Below are 17314 nucleotides of genomic sequence, written 5' to 3'. Positions count from 1 at the left end.
CGCGGCAGTCACAGACTGCGGCTGTCGGATGGTCATCCGCCCAGCGCGTAGAAGGCGTGGTCGCCCGGGAAGCTCGGGACGGGATGCGCGCCCAGCGGCCGCGCGGTGGCGGTGAGGGCCAGGGTCTTGGCGGCCGTCTCGCTCAGCACGCAGGTGGCGCCGAGCGGCTTGGTGGATTTCTCCATCCGGAAAAGGAAGATGACGTCGGTGCCGGCAAGCGATTCGCCCTGCAGGCCGCCGCTGATCCGGATACGGCCGTGGTGCAGGATGATGCGGAAAGGCCGGTGGCTGGTCGTCTGCAGCGCGACGAGCTCCTGCACGGCGGCGGCGACCTTCTCGGCGGGGTGCCGGTCCTGGCGCCAGTAAGCGAAGAGCGCGTCGCCGAGGTAGGCGTTGATGGTGCCGCCGGAGCGGACGAGGCCGGGGCGGACGAACTCGAGCCAGCGCTTGAAATCGGCCGAGGCCTGCTCGGCGCCGACGGCGTGCGTGTGCGCCGTGTGACCGATCAGGTCGAGCATGAGCAGCCAGCAATCGCCGGAGTGGATCTGCACCGAGGTGGCACCGGCCTCGGTGGTATGGTCGGCGGTCTGCCGGCAGCGGAAGGTCAGGGTGGTGTCGCCCAACTCGATCTTGTCGCCGTCGTGGAGCGCGACGCCCTGCTCGAGGCGGAGGCCGTTGTGGTAGGTGCCGTTGGTGCTGCGGAGATCGGTCAGCAACCAGCCGCCGCCGGGCGTGGGCTGGATCATGGCATGGCTGCGCGACAGGCCGGGCTGGTCCAGCGCGAGCGTGTTCGAGGCGATGCGGCCGATGGTGCAGGCGTTCTTGTCGAGCCAGTGCATCCGGCCGTCGGCGAACTCAAGCCAGGCTTGGGGAAGGGGGGCGTCCATGCGGCCGCGGGCGGTTACTTCAACCGCAGCCGCCAGAGGTTGTAGGCGCCACCGCGGTTGGAGAGGAAATAGACGACGGCCGGGTCGGTGGGCGACCAGGCGGGCAGGATGTCGTCGGAACCGTTGGCGGTGAGCTGCTGCACCTGCGAGCCGTCGGCGTTCATCACGTAGATGTTGTTGTTGGCCCGGCCCTGGTCGTCCTTGTCGCGGTCGGAGACGAAAAGGATGCGGACGGGACTGGCGAAGCTGGCGACGGGGTTGAAGCAGTTCGCGGCGAGGAAGGAGTCGTCGGAAATGAGGTTGGTCTCGAGGCGGCCGTCGGGCTCGACGGAGTAGATCTGGCGCTTGCCGGTGGACTCGTCGACGCGGGTGAAGTAGACCTTGGAGTGTTCGCGATGGCTGACCTCCTCGGCGTTGATCTGGAACTGGGTGGGCAGGGCACCGTCCAGCTTGACGTTGCTGAGCTGGGGCTTGGCGAGCGGATAGTTGGGCTCGAGGGAGAGGTAGACGACCTCGCGGTTGCTGTCGGTGTAGGTCGGGCCGTAGTTGAAGCGCTGGTCGTTGGTGATGCGGGAGACGCCGCCGGCCACGCGGTTGTCGGCGAAGTTGATGCGGAAGACGTCGGGCTTGCTGAGGTCGCCACGGTTGGACTGGAACACGAGGATGCCGCTGCCGTCGGGGGCGATGATGGGGAAGCAGTCGAAGTAGCGCTTGTTGTTGTCGATGAGCCGGGCGGTGCCGCCGCCGTCGTCCTCGATGCGCTTGAGGAAGAGGGCCGAGTAGAACTTGCCGGCGTCGTCCTGCGAGGTGACGGAGAGGATGGCCGACTCGCCGTCGGGCGTGATGGCGTAGGAGTTGAGGCCCTGCAGCGGGGCCTTGGGGTTCTGGTCGCGGCGGACGAAGCGGGTGAGGCGGGAGAGGCCGGCGATCTCGGTGGCGCGCTCGCCGGTGTCGAGCGTGGCGAGGCGGACGGCCTGGTTGACGACCATGCGCGCGCCGGTGGCGGTCATCTCGACCGTGGGCACGTAGAGGCCGACGGAGAGTTCGGTGACGGGCTTGAGGGTGAGGGCGAAGATGTCCTTGTAGTCGTGGGTCAGCGTGACGGCCGCCGGCTGGTAGATGGTCGGGATCTCGGCGGTCAGGGCGAAGGTCGGCCAGGGCCTGGTCTTGTCGGCGCGACTGAAAACCACGGAGACCTTCTGCGGCGCGGCGCCGAGTTCCTTGCCCTCGAGCGTGAGGCCGGCCGCAATGGCGGAACCGTCGGGGGCCTTGACCTCGACGCTGAAGACGCGCTCCTTGCGCAGCTGGCCGAGCATCAGTGCGGCGGAGGGATTGTCGTAGCCGAGGCTGAAGGATTCGCTCTGGTAGTCGGGCTTGGTGACGGTGATCGCGAGCGGCTTCCACGGGGCCGTCTTGGTGTCGCGCGTAAAGGTGGCGGTCTTGACCAGGGGCGTCGTGCCGGCCGGCTTGCCGTCGATGGCGACGCTGGCGCCGTCGGGACCGGACTTGATGGAGATTTCCTTCTCGGCGGTGAGCGGCGAGAGGGTGACGAAAATCTCACGGACCTTCTCCCTGGTGTTCCACGAGACGGTCTCGGTCTGGAAGCCGGGCTTCTCAATGGTGAAGGTATAATTGTTGTCGCGGCGCTTGAGCTCGATGGCGGCGGGGGCGGGGAGCCGCTGGCCGGTCTCGGTGGCGACGACGGTGGCGCCCGCGGGGCTGACGTTGATTTTGAGGGTGACGGCCGCATCGGCGATGGCCGTGGCGAGGGCCAGCACCAGAAACGAGGCAAGGCGGCGAAGCAGGCGCGTCATGGTGCGGGTAGCTAAGCCCCGGAGGGGAAGGCCGGTCAACCCGGCATTTTGGTTTCGTTCTGGCGTCGGGCCGGGCGGCCGATTGACTGCAGGGTGCACCACATGGACGGCCAGCCCGAAAAGACGGTATTTGTCCCGCGCAGCAGCAGCGCGCCGAAGGACCTGTTCCAGCCCGGCGACGTGGTCGGGCAATACAAGGTGGAGCGGGTGCTCGGCAAGGGCGGCATGGGCGTGGTCTACCTGGCGAAGCACACGGCCCTGAAGAAGGACTTTGCCCTGAAAGTCCTGCCGACGTTGCTGGCCCAGGACCAGTCCTTCGTGTCCCGGTTCAAGAAGGAGGGTGTGATGGTGGGCCGGCTCAAGCACAACCACATCGTCAACGTCACCGACTTCGGCGAGAGCGAGGGCAAGCTCTACCTGGTGCTCGAATATGTGGACGGCGGTTCGCTGGAGGAGTGGTTCGAGAAAAATCGCAAACCCGGCGGGGGCGCCCGGGCCGCCGAGGTGCAGCGGTTGACCATCCAAATCCTGCAAGGTCTCGCTCACGCCCACGAGGCGGGGCTGGTGCACCGCGACCTGAAGCCGGCCAACGTGTTGTTGGAGAAAACCGGCGAGGCCAAGATCTCGGACTTCGGCCTCGCCCGGGTGGGCGACGAGGCGGAATACCGGCGGGCCGGCGGCACGGCGTCGCCGTTCGCCGGCGACAGCGTCACGACGACCGGGGCCATGGTCGGGACGATCGACTTCATGTCGCCCGAGGCGCGCAACATGCAGCCGTCGGATGCGCGTTCCGACATCTGGGCGGTCGGCGTCATGACCTATTACCTGCTGACCGGGAAAAAACCGCACGGCTTTGCCGAGCCGCCGTCCAGGCTCGTCCCGGGCCTCGACCCCAAGTGGGACAAGTTCATCAAGGTGTGCCTGGCGGTGGACCCGGCGCAACGCTACCAGACCGCGGCCGCGGCCCTGGCGGCGCTGCGTCAGATCCCGCAAGGGAGCGGCGGCAGGAGCTGGCTCGCACCGGTCGGATTGGCGGTCGTTGCGGCCATCGGCGTGGCAGTGTGGCAGTGGCCACGGCCCGTCCCGGCCGGGGCGACGCCGGCCCCCGCGATGAAACCCGAGCCTTTCCCCGTGCCGCCCAAGGTGGAAACCAAACCGATGCAACCGGCGGCGCCGATTCAGCGCCGGTTCGCCCTGACCGGCCTGCCGGTCGGCGCGGTTGTAACCTATCGAGATCGGAATCACACGGTCGGGGCCAGCGGCCGGATGCTGCTGGACTTGCCGCCGGGCCCGCAGATGGTGCGCGTAACGACACCCGGTTATCTGGATTGGGAGGGCGAGATCGGCGGCACGGCCGGCGAGCTGGAGGTGGTCATCCCGCTGCAACTTGTGCCCCCGCATCCCGTGCGGTTCACCGGGCTGCCGGCGCAGGCACAGGTGAAGATCGCCGACCAGACGGTGGCGGCGGACGCCACCGGCGCCGCGTTGGTGGAACTGCGACCGGGCCACGTGACGCTCACGGCCACCGCGCCGAAATACGAGACGCTCGAGTTGGGCATGGACATCCTGCCCGGCACCGAGACGCTCGCGCTCGCGATGAAGCGCCTGCCGCCGGCACCGGAGGTGGTGGTGAAGCTGCCCGACGGCACGGCGTTGAAATTCAAGTGGGTGCCCGCGGGCAGTTTTTACCTCGGTTCGCCGGCGGACGAGCGCGGCCGCCAGCGCAACGACCTGCCGCGCGCCAAGACGGAGATACCGAAGGGCTTTTATATCGCCGAGACGGAGACCACCCAGCGCCAGCACCGCGTGCTTACCGGGAAGAACCCGAGCACCAGCCGCGCGCTGGGTGACGAAACGCGGCCGGTGGAGCAGGTGGCCTGGCGCGATCTCACCGGCCCCGGTGGCGCGATCGAGAAACTCAACGAGGTGCTGCACCGGCTCGAGCTGCCCTACCAAGCCGACCTGCCCGGCGAGGTCGAGTGGGAATACGCCTGCCGCGCCGGCACCGACGGGGCGCTGAGCGACGGCAGCAACCTCACCAACGAGCGCGACGACCCCGCGTTGAACGCGCTCGCGGTCTACGCGCGCGGCGGCGGGTCGCAGGACGCCCCTTCCCCCGTGGCCAAGCGCAAGGCCAACGCGTGGGGCCTCTTTGACATGCAAGGTAACGTCGCGGAATGGACCTACGGCATCCGCGGCAAACGCGAGCCCGTGCTGCGCGGCGGCAGCTGGAAGGTCGGCGCCGTGCACTGCCGCGCGGCGTCGCGCGTCGAGGTCACGCCCGAGACGCGGCCGACGGACGCGATGGGCTACCGGCTGCTGCTGCGGCCGCTCGAGGACTAGGCCGTCGCCGGCAGCACCACGCCGCGGCATTCGCCGAGGCCGATCCGCCGGAATCCGGCGCGCTCGGCAAACCCGCGCAGAATGACTTCGTCACCATCCTGGAGAAAGCCGCGTTCCTCGCCGCCGGGCAGGCGAAGCGGTTCGGCGCCGCGCCGCGTGAGTTCGAGCAGGCAGCCCAGTGAGTCCCGGGTCGGGCCGGAGACCGTGCCACTGCCGAGCAGGTCGCCCGGCCGCAGGTTGCAGCCATTGCTGGCATGGTGACCCAGCAGCTGCGCCAAGGTCCAATACATCTCCCGGAAATTGCCGGAGCTGAGGCGGTGCGCCGGTTGGCCGGCGGCGCGCATCCGGGCGGTGGTGAGCCAGGCCTCGAGAGTGAGGTCGAGCCCGCCGTGCGCGGCATCACCGGCGTCGGCAAGGTAGGACAGCGGGGCGGGGTCGCCGGACGGACGGGTGAAGGCCGGAACGCGAAACGGGGCGAGGGCCTCCAGGGTCACGACCCATGGAGAGATCGTGGTCGCGAAATTTTTCGCCAGAAAGGGGCCGAGGGGCTGATATTCCCAGGATTGGATGTCGCGCGCCGACCAGTCGTTCAACAGCACGACCCCGAAGAGGTGGCCGGCGGCCTCTTCGAGCGGGATCGTTTCACCCAAGCGGTTGCCCGGGCCGACGAAGGCGCCGAGCTCCAGTTCGTAATCGAGCGACTGACTCGGGCCGAAGATCGGGGCGGAGGATTCGGCAGACTTGGCCTGGCCGCTCGGGCGTCGCACCGGGGTGCCGCTGACGACGATGGACGAGCTGCGGCCATGGTAGCCGATGGGCACCCATTTGTAGTTGGGCAGAAGCGGCTGGTCGGGGCGGAACAGCGCACCGACATTGGTGGCATGATGGATGGAGGCGTAGAAATCGGTGTAACCGCCGATTTGCGCCGGAAGGCGCATGGTCGCGCCGGTTTGCGGCACAAGGCAGCCGCGGACCTTGGCGCGGAGCGGGGCAGGGCAGGAGCTCGCGCCGAGCAGCTCGCTCAACCCCGCGCGGAGCTCAGCCCAGGCGGGGGCGCCAAGCGCCATCAACGGATTGAGATTCGGCTGCTGGCAGACGGCGGCCGTCTGGGCAGGCAGCAGGCCGGCCTTTGCGGCAGCGCGAAGATCGAGGACCTGATCCCCGATGGCGACGCCCAGGCGTTCCGTCTGGTCCACGGCGGTGACGAATACGCCGTAAGGCAGGTTTTGCAGGGGAAAGTCTGCGATCGGTGTGTTGGCCGATTCGATCCAGCTCAGGCGTGCCGGATCATGGGTCTGAAGGGGGGGCATAACCGGTGAAAGGTTTTCAAACCTACGATGGGTTCAAGGAACGAACAAGAACCGAACGAACGACAGAGGAATCGGCGGGTTTCGGCGATTTACCGGGGCGAGCCGAATGCGTCCGACAGGGTTTAGTTTTCAAGCGACATTGGGAAGTTTTCGGTCACGGGCTCAGGGAGAAGACTGCACCGTGCAACGGACGATGCACCCCGGCAGTGGTCTTGTCCACTCACCGATATCGGAACAGGCGGGTGGAGGCCCCCGACAGAAAATGGAACGCAACCGGACGCAGCTGAATGACTCCGCCGAGATGGCCCATCCGTTGTTACCCTGCTTCGGACCGGGTGAGGCGCCCTGTTCCAGTTTGAAAATGCGCCAAGCCATTCACCGCAGATGACGCGCCGGAGTGGACCATTCATTGGTCCGCGGATCACGGTTGCTGCAACAGGCGCCGCATCATCTCCAGGTTCCTCTGCGCATTCCTGTTCCCGGGATTCAGCTGGAGCACCACCGTGAGTTGCTGGATGGCGTCGTCCAATCGGCCGCTGCGATAGTATGCTCCCGCCAGGTTGTTACGGGCTTCCAAAAAATCAGGTTTCAATCGCACGGCCGTTTCATAATGAGCAATGGCCTCGGGCAGGCGCGGCGGGAGCTTGGCCAGCTCATTGGCCAGATTGTAGTGCGCATAAAAATGATCCGGCCTCAGCCGCAGCACGCTCTCGTAGTGTGCGATAGCTTCAGAAGTCCGTCCAGGCAGCTGCGCGAGCACAGCCGCGAGGGAGTAATGGGCTTCGACGTAATCGGGCCGAAGCCGCAGAGCCATTTCGTAATGTGCCACCGCCTCCGGGAGGCGTTCCGGTGACATCGCCAGCGCATTGGCCAGGCCATGGTGCGCCTCGGGATAATCGGGCTGCGCTTGCAGCGCCGCCTTGTAGTGCTCGATTACCAATGGCAACCGTCCCGGGATCTTGGCCAACTCCACCGCGAGATTATTGTGCGCTTCAGCGTAACCAGGGCGGAGCCGCAAGGCGGTTTCATAGTGCGTGATGGCTTCCGCCGCCCCGTCCGGGCGCTTCCCGAGTTCAATCGCCAGGTTATAATGGGCGTCAGCGAAATCCGGCCGGAGCTGCAGGGCGGTTTGGTAATGGCGCAAGGCCTCGTCTTCCCGGCCGGGGAAACGCGCCAGCTCGATGGCCAGATTATTGTGGGCCTCCGCGTAGCTGGGCTGCAGCTGGAGAGACTTTTCGTATTCGCTGATCGCTTCCGCGTGCCCTCCCGGCATCCGCGCCAGTTCGACGGCGAGGTTGTAATGTGCGCGGTAGTTATCCCTTTGTTTTAGCGCGGTGTCGCGCCACAGCGTCACGGCGTCGCGGTAATCCTCGTTGCGCTGCACGGTCAATCCGCCGCACGCCAGGACGAGCACGGCAAAAACGCCAAAGCTGCCTTTTCCCAGCAAACCGAAAAGTCCGAGGACGACGGCCGCCACCACGGCGGCCAGCGGCAGATACATCCGGTGTTCGGCGACGGTCTGTCCGATCAGCGGCACGATACTGGAGCTCGGCATCAGGATGACAAAAAACCATGCACCGAGAAAACCGAGCGCGGGCCGACGCCGAAGCGCCACGAGCGTGCCGGCGATCAGGAACAGGAGCGTCAGGGCCTGCGGTGCGACCGGCCGGATTGTGTTCACGACGTCCACGCCGTAGTCCAAGATCAGCGGGTGGGGCCAGCACGACAGCCGCAAATATAGCACGACGGCCTCGCATTGCTTCAGCGCGTAGGACCACCAACTGACACCGAGCCCCAACCCGGCTCCGGCGCCCCGCGTTCCACCTCCACCGGCGACCAGCCAGAACAGCGGTAGCCACGCCGCGAACAGTCCGATATAAAAAGGCCGCCGCCGCTGAAGTGCCTCGCGGAATGTTCCGGCGACAAAGGTGCGATCGTAGAGCAGCACCATGAAAGGCGCGGTAGCCATTACTTCCTTGCACGCCATGCCAAGGGCGCAGCATGCGACCGTCAGCAGCAGCCAGCCTTTTGGCGCAGCCGTCGCATCCATGGCCCTGGAGAAAAAATACAGCGCCGCCAGGTAGCACAGGCCCATGAGCGATTCCGAACGCTGGACGACAAGGGTCACGGATTCGGTCTGCAGCGGATGCACCGCCCAAAGCAGGGCCGTGGTAGCAGCGAGAAGGGTGGCCGAGTCCGAGAACCGACCGTGGAACACCGGCTTGAGCAAAGTCCGTCGAACGAGGCCAAACAAGGTCAGTCCCGCCAGCAGGTGAATCAGGAGGTTCGATATATGATATCCCCGCGGGTCCGTGCCACCCCAGGCATAATTGAGCGCAAAAGTGAGGTTCAGAAGCGGCCGCCCGGTGACGGCGCAGCCGTCATTGGGCGGCCGCAACACGTCGCCCAGACGGGCAAGATGCCGGATGGTCGGGTTGTCCACAATCGCCGGAAGGTCATCGAAGACGAACGGTCCGGAGAGGCTGTTCCAATAGGCGGCGATGATGGCCAGTGCGATCATACCCCCCGGCAGCAACCGACGCCAAATCGGCGGGATGGCGGGAAGGGTAACCGGGGGTGATGGAATTGACCGGGCCAAAATTAACGGCGGCCTTTCTCAGAGGAGACTGACGGGGATGCTGGGATCAGGCACCAGGGAAACCGGCACTCTCTCAAGCCATGGACTCAGTTAGATTTTTCCTTGGCCGGCATTTCCTGGGCCTGCACGGGCGCGAGCCGGACGGAAGGATCGTTCGCGTCCATGTATTTCGCGAGGAATGTTTCCATTCGCCGGTAGAAATTGGTCCGCGCCGCCTCATTTCTGAATCCGTGGCCTTCATTGTCCTCGATGATAATTTCGTAGGTTTTGCCGTATTGCTTGAACTTCGGCTCGAGCCGTTTCCAATGGTCTATGTCGACCCGGGGGTCGTTGAACCCATAGGCGTTAAGCACGGGGATCTTGATGCGATCGACGAAATTGACCGGCGAATGATCATGTTTGTATTGGGCATCATCACCGATCCATTCCTTGGCATAGAGGTCGGAACCGCGACCAAAGCGGCTGCGACTCCAGCTAGTGATGATGGTTAGATCGGATACGCCGACATAGTTAACGGCGCAGCGATATAAGTCGGGGGTGAACGTCGCCCCGGCCAACGCGGCGTAACCACCATAGCTGCCGCCATAAATGGCGACGTGTCCGGCATCGGTGATGCGCTGGCTGATCGCCCATTTTACGCCGTCGGTAAGATCGTCCTGCATCTTTCCGCCCCATTCCCGTTTGCCGGCATTTTCAAATGCAGTCCCGTAACCACCAGAGCCGCGATAGTTGATCTGGAGCACGGCGTAGCCGCGGTTGGCGAGAAACTGCACCTCGCCATCATAACCCCAATAATCACGGGGACCATAAGGCCCGCCGTGGGGATTTATGATCAGCGGCACCGGGTGGGAATTGGCATTCGCGGGACGGGTTAGATAGCCGTGTAGCGTCAGTCCGTCGCGGGCCGTAAAAACGATGGGCTCCATTGGCCGCATCTTGTCCGGATCGATCTGGTGGTTAACCTTGCCGACGGCGCCGAGGCGACCGCGGGCCAAATCGAGCACGTAATAAGTGCCGGGATCGCAATCGCTTGTAGCAATTATCAGCAGCAATTTCTCATCCTGAGAGGTGCTGGCGATGTAATTCTCTGTTTTCGGTAAGGCGGCGTCGACCCGGGCTTTGAGCGTCGCCCAATGGCTGTCGAAGAAATGATAATGGGTTTTCTCCGTCGAATACATGACCCCATACAGCTTGGTGTAATCCCAAGACGTGATGATACGGTCGATTTCACCCTGCGGAGAGTTGAACAGTGGCGGGCTGAGTTGACCGGTGCGGACGTTTAATGCGCGGAGGCTTCCGGTGTCGGAGTGCTCTTTGCTGATAAGGTAAAGCGTTTCATTGTCGGCGGCGAATTGGAGGAATTCCCACAGTGGATCGTTGATGGGAAATTCAGCCGCTTTCGTGAAGAGGGCATCGGGAGTCGGGCGAATTTCGAACAGGATCTTATCCCCGCTGAAACGTTCGCGGGCCCGCATGATGCCATTGTTGTCCGCCACATAATTGCCCGCATCCACGGCATATCCGCCGGTGTCGACCGACCGACGCTCGCCGGTGCGAATATCCACGAGCCAATAGCGGAAATTATAACTGCCGATGCTCTTATTCCCTTCGATTAGTATGTGAAACGGGTCGAATCGGAGCGTATCTATCACACGCGCTTGATTGGCCATGTCCGAGTAGCGTTCACGATAGGACTCGGAAAGCTCCACTACTTTGCGCTTGTTGATGCTGATGGAGCGATAAGCAGGGGACTCATTGCCGCCGAGATCGCCGGAATAAACGATGTAGTCGCTGCCCTTCCAGAAATATTGCTTAATGTTTTCATCTTTGGCTGAGACGAGGGGTTCCATTTTGCCGGTGGCCAGATCCATGAGGGCGATACCGACCTTGCCGGTGCCCAGGGTGGTAAGAAACGCGAGGTATTTGCCATCCGGCGATAGCTGGACGGAGCGCATGTCAGGCTCGGCGAAAAAAGCTTCAAGTGGAAGAGCCGGTGCTTTGTCGGCGCCCCGGCCAAGGCCGGTCAGCAGGATCGCGACACTCACGGCAAAAAAACGGGGCAGCAAACGCAGGCATTTCAGTGGGGTGTGCATGGGGTCAAAAATCGCGCATCTCCCGTGCGGGAGTCAACGGGACAGCGCGATTACGCGGTTGAGGTTGGGTCGACTTACGCAAGTGGGAGGTTTTACATAAATAAAATAAAGTTGATACTCATCTATGGAAATGCTGCATTCATCGTAAGAAATTAGCCGGTTACGGGTAGTTTCCTACCAACACAACACACCTAGACTATGAACAATAGCTCCGTAAGTTATCTACGGAAGGCTTTGGCGCTGCTTAGCGTCGGGCTTTCTTTGTTCGCGGCCCAAGCCGCTTTTGCCCAGCAGACGGCTGCTGCCGCCAGCACCACCACCGACGACACGCTGAAATTGGATAAATATGTCGTAACTGGTTCGTATTTGCCTCCTGCGGCTGATGCCACTGCGGTCCCGGTGATCACGGTTGACGCCAACACCATCCAGAATTCGGGCAATAACACCAGTGTGCTGGAGATTCTGCGGAAAACCGTGCCGCAATTCACCGGTAACGGCAACATCGGCACCAACAACGCGAACGTCGGTAGCGGCAACACGCAGGGCGGCTCTTCGTTGTCGTTGCGCAACACCAGCACCTTGGTGCTGATCAACGGCCGTCGGGCGGCCTATTCGCCGACTTCCGCCTCGGGTGGCGCCCAATTTGTCGACGTCAGCCTGATCCCGGTTGCGGCCATTGAAAAGATTGAAGTGCTGGCCGACGGCGCGTCGGCCATCTACGGCACGGATGCGGTCGCCGGCGTGGTGAACATCATCCTGAAGACCGACTTCCAAGGTTTTGAAGCCGGGGTGCGCTATGGCTGGAGCTCCAACACCGGCCATTACGAGAACAAGTCGGCTTACATCGTGGGTGGTGTCACCAGCGGCAAGACCAGCATCACGATTTCGTCGGAGTATAGCAAATATACGCCCATCATGAACTGGCAGAGGCCCTATTCCGCGGTCACCTATGGCACGCCGACCTTTCCCGGTTCGGTGAACATCGGCGGCAGCTACTACTATCTCGACCCGTCCATCACGACCCCGACGGTCGCGCCGGGTGGCACCAGTGCAGCCGCTTTGGTCGCGGCCAACACCTATTCCGGTCCGCGCTCGGCCGGCGCCCAGTTCACGCTCTTCAACCTTTCCCAGTATGTCACGCAGACCGTCGGTGGCGATCGAAAGTCCCTCACCATGGCGTTTGACCACGAAATCAGCGATTATTTGAAGGTGTTTGGTGACTTCATGTTTGCCAACACCACCACCCACTCGCAGATCAACGGCCAGCCGATCAATGCGCAGCAGGCCATGAAGGATATCTTCAAGGCGACCGGTGGCGCCATGGGCTCGGCCAATGGCAATGTCCCGGCCGGTCAGTTTGGCAATCCCTTCAATGTGGCGGTCAATGCCCGCAATCGCCTCATTACCCACCCGCGCGAGTATAACAATGACGACACCAGCTACCGCGGGGTCGTTGGACTCCTGGGCAAAATTGCCGACAGCGGCTGGACTTGGGAAGCGGCGGCGGACTACAACCATGTGCTTGAGAATTACGCCAATCCCGGGGTCATCAATCAGCCCCACCTGAGCAATGCCACGCTGGTGGGTGACTTCAACTTCTTCTCCCGCGCCCCGATCAGCGCCGCCAACCAGCTGGCCGACCAGGTCGTCGGCACCGCGACGGGCTCTTTCATCAGCATCCTGAAGAACTTTGACTTTAAGGTGCGCGGCAAGCTGTTTGACCTCCCCGGCGGACCCGTGGACATGGCGCTCGGTGGCGAGATTCGTCGTGAGAACCTTAGTGGTATCGCCGACCCCCTGAGCGTGATCGACCCTGTCACCGGTGCCCTCGGCTGGAGCGGGGCCACCACGTTCTATCCGTTCAACGCTTCGCGCCAGGTGAAGTCGGAATTTGCCGAAGTCCGTCTGCCGCTGGCCAAGGATCTCCCCGGCGCCCATTTGCTGGAAGTGACCGGCGCGGTCCGTCACGAGGCGTATAGTGACACGAGCAGCCCGACGGTGCCGAAAATCTCGTTCCGCTATCTGCCGGTCAACGACGAGCTGGCCTTCCGTGGAACCTACTCGAAGTCGTTCTCGGCTCCGCAGCTCTACAGCCTCTTCGGCCCCGGTGGCATTGGTTTCACATCACCGTTTACCCTCACCACCAGTTCCGGCGGAACGGTCGCCAATTTCCAGACCAATTCGCAATCCGGTTCCAACCCGAACCTGAAGCCCTCCACCTCCAAGAACTATTCGTTCGGCGTGGTCTATTCCCCCAAGGCGCTGAAGGGTTTTTCGGTCTCTGTCGATTACTGGCACATCAAACAGGTCGACTTGGTCAGCACGGTCGGGTCGGCTAATATTCTCAACAGTGTCGAAGCGCTGGGCGCCTCATCGCCGTATATCAATGCGGTCGGCCTCGGCAGTTTCACTGGCCCGCACCCCACCGCCCCGGGTCAGATCAGCTCCGGTGTGCCGGATAATATCTATGTTACCGACACGCTCGTGAACATCGCCAGTCAGGAGCTGGCCGGCATTGATGCCACCATCAAATATACTTGGAACTCCGACCAAATCGGCCGCTTTGATTTCGCCTCGAACATCGGCTACTACTCAACCTATAAGACCAAGACTTTGCCGGACGTTGCGGCAGAAGAAGATGCCGGCCATTCGAGCGGCCTAAACGGAACGATTCCGCGTTGGCTGGCTTATTCTTCGGTTGCTTACAGCCGGGGTAAGTATGGTGCCTACCTCGCGTGGCAGCACATCCCGGGCGTCAACGATCTCAACGATGGAACCAACACCTCCAGCTTCGATTCGTTCGACTTGAGCGCGTCCTACACCTTCGGTTCCGAGGTCAAGTATCTCGCCGGGGCCAAGCTCACCCTCGGGGTTAATAACGTGTTCAACAAGTTTGGCCCGCTTGATCCTGGAGTTTGGACTGACTCGAACGTTGACGTCGGAACCTATGGCGCTGTGGGCCGCATGTTCTTCGCCGACATCAAGATTAAGTTCTAATTCGTCGGGCGCGAAAAGTTTTCGCTTTCTTTCAAGGCGGCCCGGTTTATCCGGGCCGCCTTTTTTTGCCCGCAAAAAACGGTGGCACCGCACGGCGGGAGGTTCATGGTCAGGACATGAAGCGATTTAAGGCAATTGCCCTCTTTCTGACTCTCATGGTTCGGCTGGCCGCGGCGGATGAATTCTGGCAGCAGCTCACCCCGGACGAACGCGCTGCCGCTGGCCTTGAGCAGCTCACTCCCGAACAGCGGGCGGTCCTCGACAGGCTGGCGGCCCGTTACGCGAAGGAAGGTGCACGCAGGGCGGTCGAAGTGGCAAAGGAAAAAGCCAAGGAAGAGGGCCGGGCCGAGGCCCGCGCCACGGCCCAGGAGAAAAAGAAGGCCAGCATCGGCCTTGCCCCGCGCGAGGACGATGAAACCGAGGTCGTGCGCACGCATATTCAGGGAGATTTTCATGGCTGGACCGGCCATACTGATTTCGTGCTCGAAAACGGGCAGCGCTGGCAGCAGGTGGATTCCGACCAACGGTTTTTCCCGAAAATGGTGGATCCCGAGGTGGAGATCCGGCCCTCCCGGTTGGGTGGCTGGAAAATGACCCTTCTCAGCGAAGGCCTTTGGATCAGAGTGAAGCGCATCCGCTGATTCGCGCTGCTTGGGAGAAGATCAATCCGCCACGGTCATCGCGCCGGCGTGAACAATGTTCTCAACGAAGGCCTTCCGGTAGCGTTGATAGACCCAGCCATCCAGGGTGCCGGACAGGCGTTGGGGCGGCACAAAGGTGGATCTTTGGTCTGAAGCTCGTTCAATCCTCTTTAGTTCCTCCTTAATTCCCTCGGGACCCGTCGGTCACCCTTGGGCTCTCTTGGGGCTATCCTAAGGCTATCTTTGCGCTATTCTTGGAGGGGCAAAGTCCGTTCCTCCTGACGAGCCGGAGCAAAACATCGCGCTACAGCGCGGGGAACGCCTGACGGCCAGATAAATCCGGGCTTCGGCTTCGACTCGTTCCTTGCCACCCCGGTTCCACCATTTTAAAACACGCCTTGGGGCAGGTGGATGTGCAGCGCCAGCAGTACGGTCACCATCATTTTTGTTGCGAACGCCCCGTTTGTTATTCCGCATCGGCGCATCGCGAGTCGAATGAGCATCAGGCGCCGTATCGCTTCACTGGCCCTTGGCCGCCCGTCATCGGAGGAAGGGCGTGTTGCCCGGCTGCAGTTCGGCCTGTTGCTGGTTCTCAGCCTGCTGTTGAATATCGGCTTCGAGCGCGCGCGCGAGTGGCAGCGCGTCGCCGAGGAGGAACAGCTCATCACCCATCTGCTGGGCTGGGACGGCCTGGCCTGGTATGCCTGGCTTCTGGCGGCGCCGTTCATGCTGCGGATGATCCGGAGCCATCCCTTGGACCTGGCTCCGCGGTTGGGACGGAACCTCGGCTGGCTCCTGCTTTGGAGCGTGCTGCTTTATCTGCTGGTGGTGAACCTCCGCTCCCTTCTGCACCTGTTGCCGAACCTCTGGTTGCCCGACGAGCAGGGCTTGCCGACCGACTGGCACAATTATTTCTACAATACCTTCCGCCTCTGGCCGCTGGATTTTCTGACCTACGGCGGCTTCTTCGCCGTATCCTTCGCCCTGGATTATTACTCCAAATACCGCCGGCATGCCGCGACGGCGGTGCAACTCCAGCTGCGGACCGCCCGTCTCGAGTCGGAGCTGACGCGGGCGGAACTCGCGGCTTTGCGCGGGCAGCTGCATCCGCATTTCCTCTTCAACAGCTTCAACGCACTGGCCACCCTCGTGCGGCAGCGGAAGAACGACCAGGCCGTGGAGATCATCGCCCAGCTGAGCGCCTTGCTCCGCCTGGCGATCGACCAGAACGGCCTGCACGAGACGCCGCTGGAGGAGGAACTCGACTTCATCCGACGCTACCTGGCGATCGAGCAGGTGCGGTTCGGCGAGAAACTGCTCGTCGGGTTTTCCATCGAACCGGAGGCGCTGGGCGTGCTGGTGCCCAACATCATTTTGCAGCCGCTTGTGGAAAACGCCGTCAAGCACGGCATCTCCCGCCGCACCACGCCCGGGTGGGTGACCGTGAGGGCCCGGCGGCGGGATGACCGGCTGCAGATCGAGATCGAAAATGACGGGGCCGACCCGGCGCCCGCGGCGATCGCCCCTTCGCAAGACAAGAAGCCGGGTATCGGATTGGCCAACACCCGGGCCCGGTTGACCCATACCTTGGGTTCGGATTTCGCCCTGGAGATAAATCCGCGGCTTGACGGCGGCGCGGTCGTGTCACTCAACCTGCCCTGGCGGCTTGCGCCGCAATCATCCCCTCCCCATGAAAAAAATCCGCACCCTGATCGTCGATGATGAACCCTTGGCTCGCGAAGGAGTGGCCGCCATGCTGGAGGGTGACCACGAAATCGAGGTCACCGGGACCTGTGCCGATGGACAGGCTGCCTTGGCTGCCATCAGGAGTGGCCGCCCCGATCTAGTCTTTCTCGATGTGCAAATGCCCAAGCTCAACGGCCTCGAGGTGCTCTCCGCGCTCAGGCAGGAAGAACGTCCGGTGGTCATCTTTGTGACCGCCTATGACAAATTTGCCATCCAGGCCTTCGAGCTGTGCGCGGTGGACTATTTGCTCAAGCCGTATCGAGACGCGCGCTTTGCCGCCGCCCTGGCAAAGGCCAAGCGGCAAATAGCACAAGCCCGGTCCGATGACATGGGCCAGAAAGTGGAACAGCTGCTTGGTTATGTGCAGCAAATGGTCCGGGCCGGGGAAAAGCCGACCGCCGTGCTTGTGCCCGAGCCGGGGGACCGGGTGGTTCTGAAGGCCGGCAGCGACCTGCATTTTATCAGGACATCCGACATCATCTGGGTCGAATCCCAGGCCGATTTCATCAAGGTCCATACCACGGGGGCCGCCAGGTTGGTGCGCGAAACCCTCCAAAACCTGCAGGACCGGGTGGATCCTGCGAGGTTTCTCCGCATTCATCGCTCTTCCTTGGTCAACCTCGATCATGTGAAGAAGGTCACGCCAGCGCTTTACGGCGACTACACGGTGTTGATGAGCGACGATACGAAATTGAGGCTGAGCCGGAAGAATCGCGGCAAGCTCAAGCAGTTGATCGCCAGTCTCTCGGCCAACGACAACGGCTGAAGCCGGGCAGTGGTGAGGCTTCCCGGGGTCCGGCCAGTGCTCTGGCCGGGTAAAACCGCATGGTGGCGTTCAAAAAAAGCCATGCACTCCGTCGGACATTGTTAGCCGTCGGTAAGAG

General features: G+C 62.8%; 10 protein-coding genes. 5 read left to right on the top strand and 5 right to left on the bottom strand.

The features are described from left to right. Positions 1-32: 32 nt before the first annotated feature. Both BLU29_RS06015 and BLU29_RS06010 read right to left on the bottom strand, forming a co-directional pair. Entirely contained in the window at positions 33-887 is an 855-nt protein-coding gene (locus BLU29_RS06015; RefSeq protein WP_091055924.1) for an FHA domain-containing protein, read from the bottom strand. Between the two features lie 14 nt (positions 888-901). After that, positions 902-2701 carry a PD40 domain-containing protein gene (locus BLU29_RS06010; RefSeq protein ID WP_091055922.1) on the bottom strand — a complete coding sequence of 600 codons (1800 nt, stop codon included), beginning with the start codon at positions 2699-2701 and terminating at the stop codon, positions 902-904. Positions 2702-2803: 102 nt separating this feature from the next. Between BLU29_RS06010 and BLU29_RS06005 the strand changes: the two genes are divergently transcribed. Next, positions 2804-5044 carry a bifunctional serine/threonine-protein kinase/formylglycine-generating enzyme family protein gene (locus BLU29_RS06005; protein ID WP_091055920.1) on the top strand — a complete coding sequence of 747 codons (2241 nt, stop codon included), beginning with the start codon at positions 2804-2806 and terminating at the stop codon, positions 5042-5044. Here BLU29_RS06005 and fahA read toward each other — a convergent pair. The 3 genes from fahA to BLU29_RS05990 all read right to left on the bottom strand — a co-directional run bounded on the left by fahA (position 5041) and on the right by BLU29_RS05990 (position 11046). Then, positions 5041-6354: a fumarylacetoacetase gene (gene fahA / locus BLU29_RS06000; RefSeq protein WP_091055918.1), complete on the bottom strand. Its 1314-nt coding sequence runs from the start codon at positions 6352-6354 to the stop codon at positions 5041-5043. The two genes, BLU29_RS06005 and fahA, sit on opposite strands and share 4 nt — an antisense overlap. A 421-nt stretch (positions 6355-6775) precedes the next feature. Next, positions 6776-8875, bottom strand: coding sequence for a tetratricopeptide repeat protein (locus BLU29_RS05995; protein WP_091055917.1), 2100 nt, complete (start codon positions 8873-8875; stop codon positions 6776-6778). A gap of 164 nt (positions 8876-9039) precedes the next feature. Then, the gene (locus tag BLU29_RS05990) at positions 9040-11046 is read right to left on the bottom strand and encodes a S9 family peptidase (RefSeq protein ID WP_091055915.1); all 2007 of its coding nucleotides are present in this window, start codon (positions 11044-11046) and stop codon (positions 9040-9042) included. A gap of 198 nt (positions 11047-11244) precedes the next feature. Between BLU29_RS05990 and BLU29_RS05985 the strand changes: the two genes are divergently transcribed. The 4 genes from BLU29_RS05985 to BLU29_RS05970 all read left to right on the top strand — a co-directional run bounded on the left by BLU29_RS05985 (position 11245) and on the right by BLU29_RS05970 (position 17196). Beyond that, a complete protein-coding gene (locus BLU29_RS05985) occupies positions 11245-14043 on the top strand; it encodes a TonB-dependent receptor (RefSeq protein WP_091055914.1) in 2799 nt (932 codons plus the stop codon). 155 nt (positions 14044-14198) lie between these two features. Next, complete coding sequence (locus BLU29_RS05980; RefSeq protein ID WP_091055912.1) at positions 14199-14684, top strand: hypothetical protein; 486 nt, start codon at positions 14199-14201, stop codon at positions 14682-14684. A 495-nt stretch (positions 14685-15179) separates the two neighbouring features. After that, positions 15180-16406, top strand: a complete 1227-nt coding sequence (locus BLU29_RS05975; RefSeq protein WP_157693665.1) for a sensor histidine kinase — start codon at positions 15180-15182, stop codon at positions 16404-16406. Continuing rightward, positions 16375-17196, top strand: coding sequence for a LytTR family DNA-binding domain-containing protein (locus BLU29_RS05970; protein ID WP_091055909.1), 822 nt, complete (start codon positions 16375-16377; stop codon positions 17194-17196). The genes BLU29_RS05975 and BLU29_RS05970 overlap by 32 nt, the downstream gene beginning before the upstream one ends. The last annotated feature ends 118 nt before the right edge of the window (positions 17197-17314 follow it).

It is taken from the genome of Opitutus sp. GAS368, from assembly GCF_900104925.1.
GTDB lineage: Bacteria > Verrucomicrobiota > Verrucomicrobiia > Opitutales > Opitutaceae > Lacunisphaera.
Note: the sequence above shows the minus strand (reverse complement) of the source record. Positions and strands in the feature narration are given on the sequence as shown.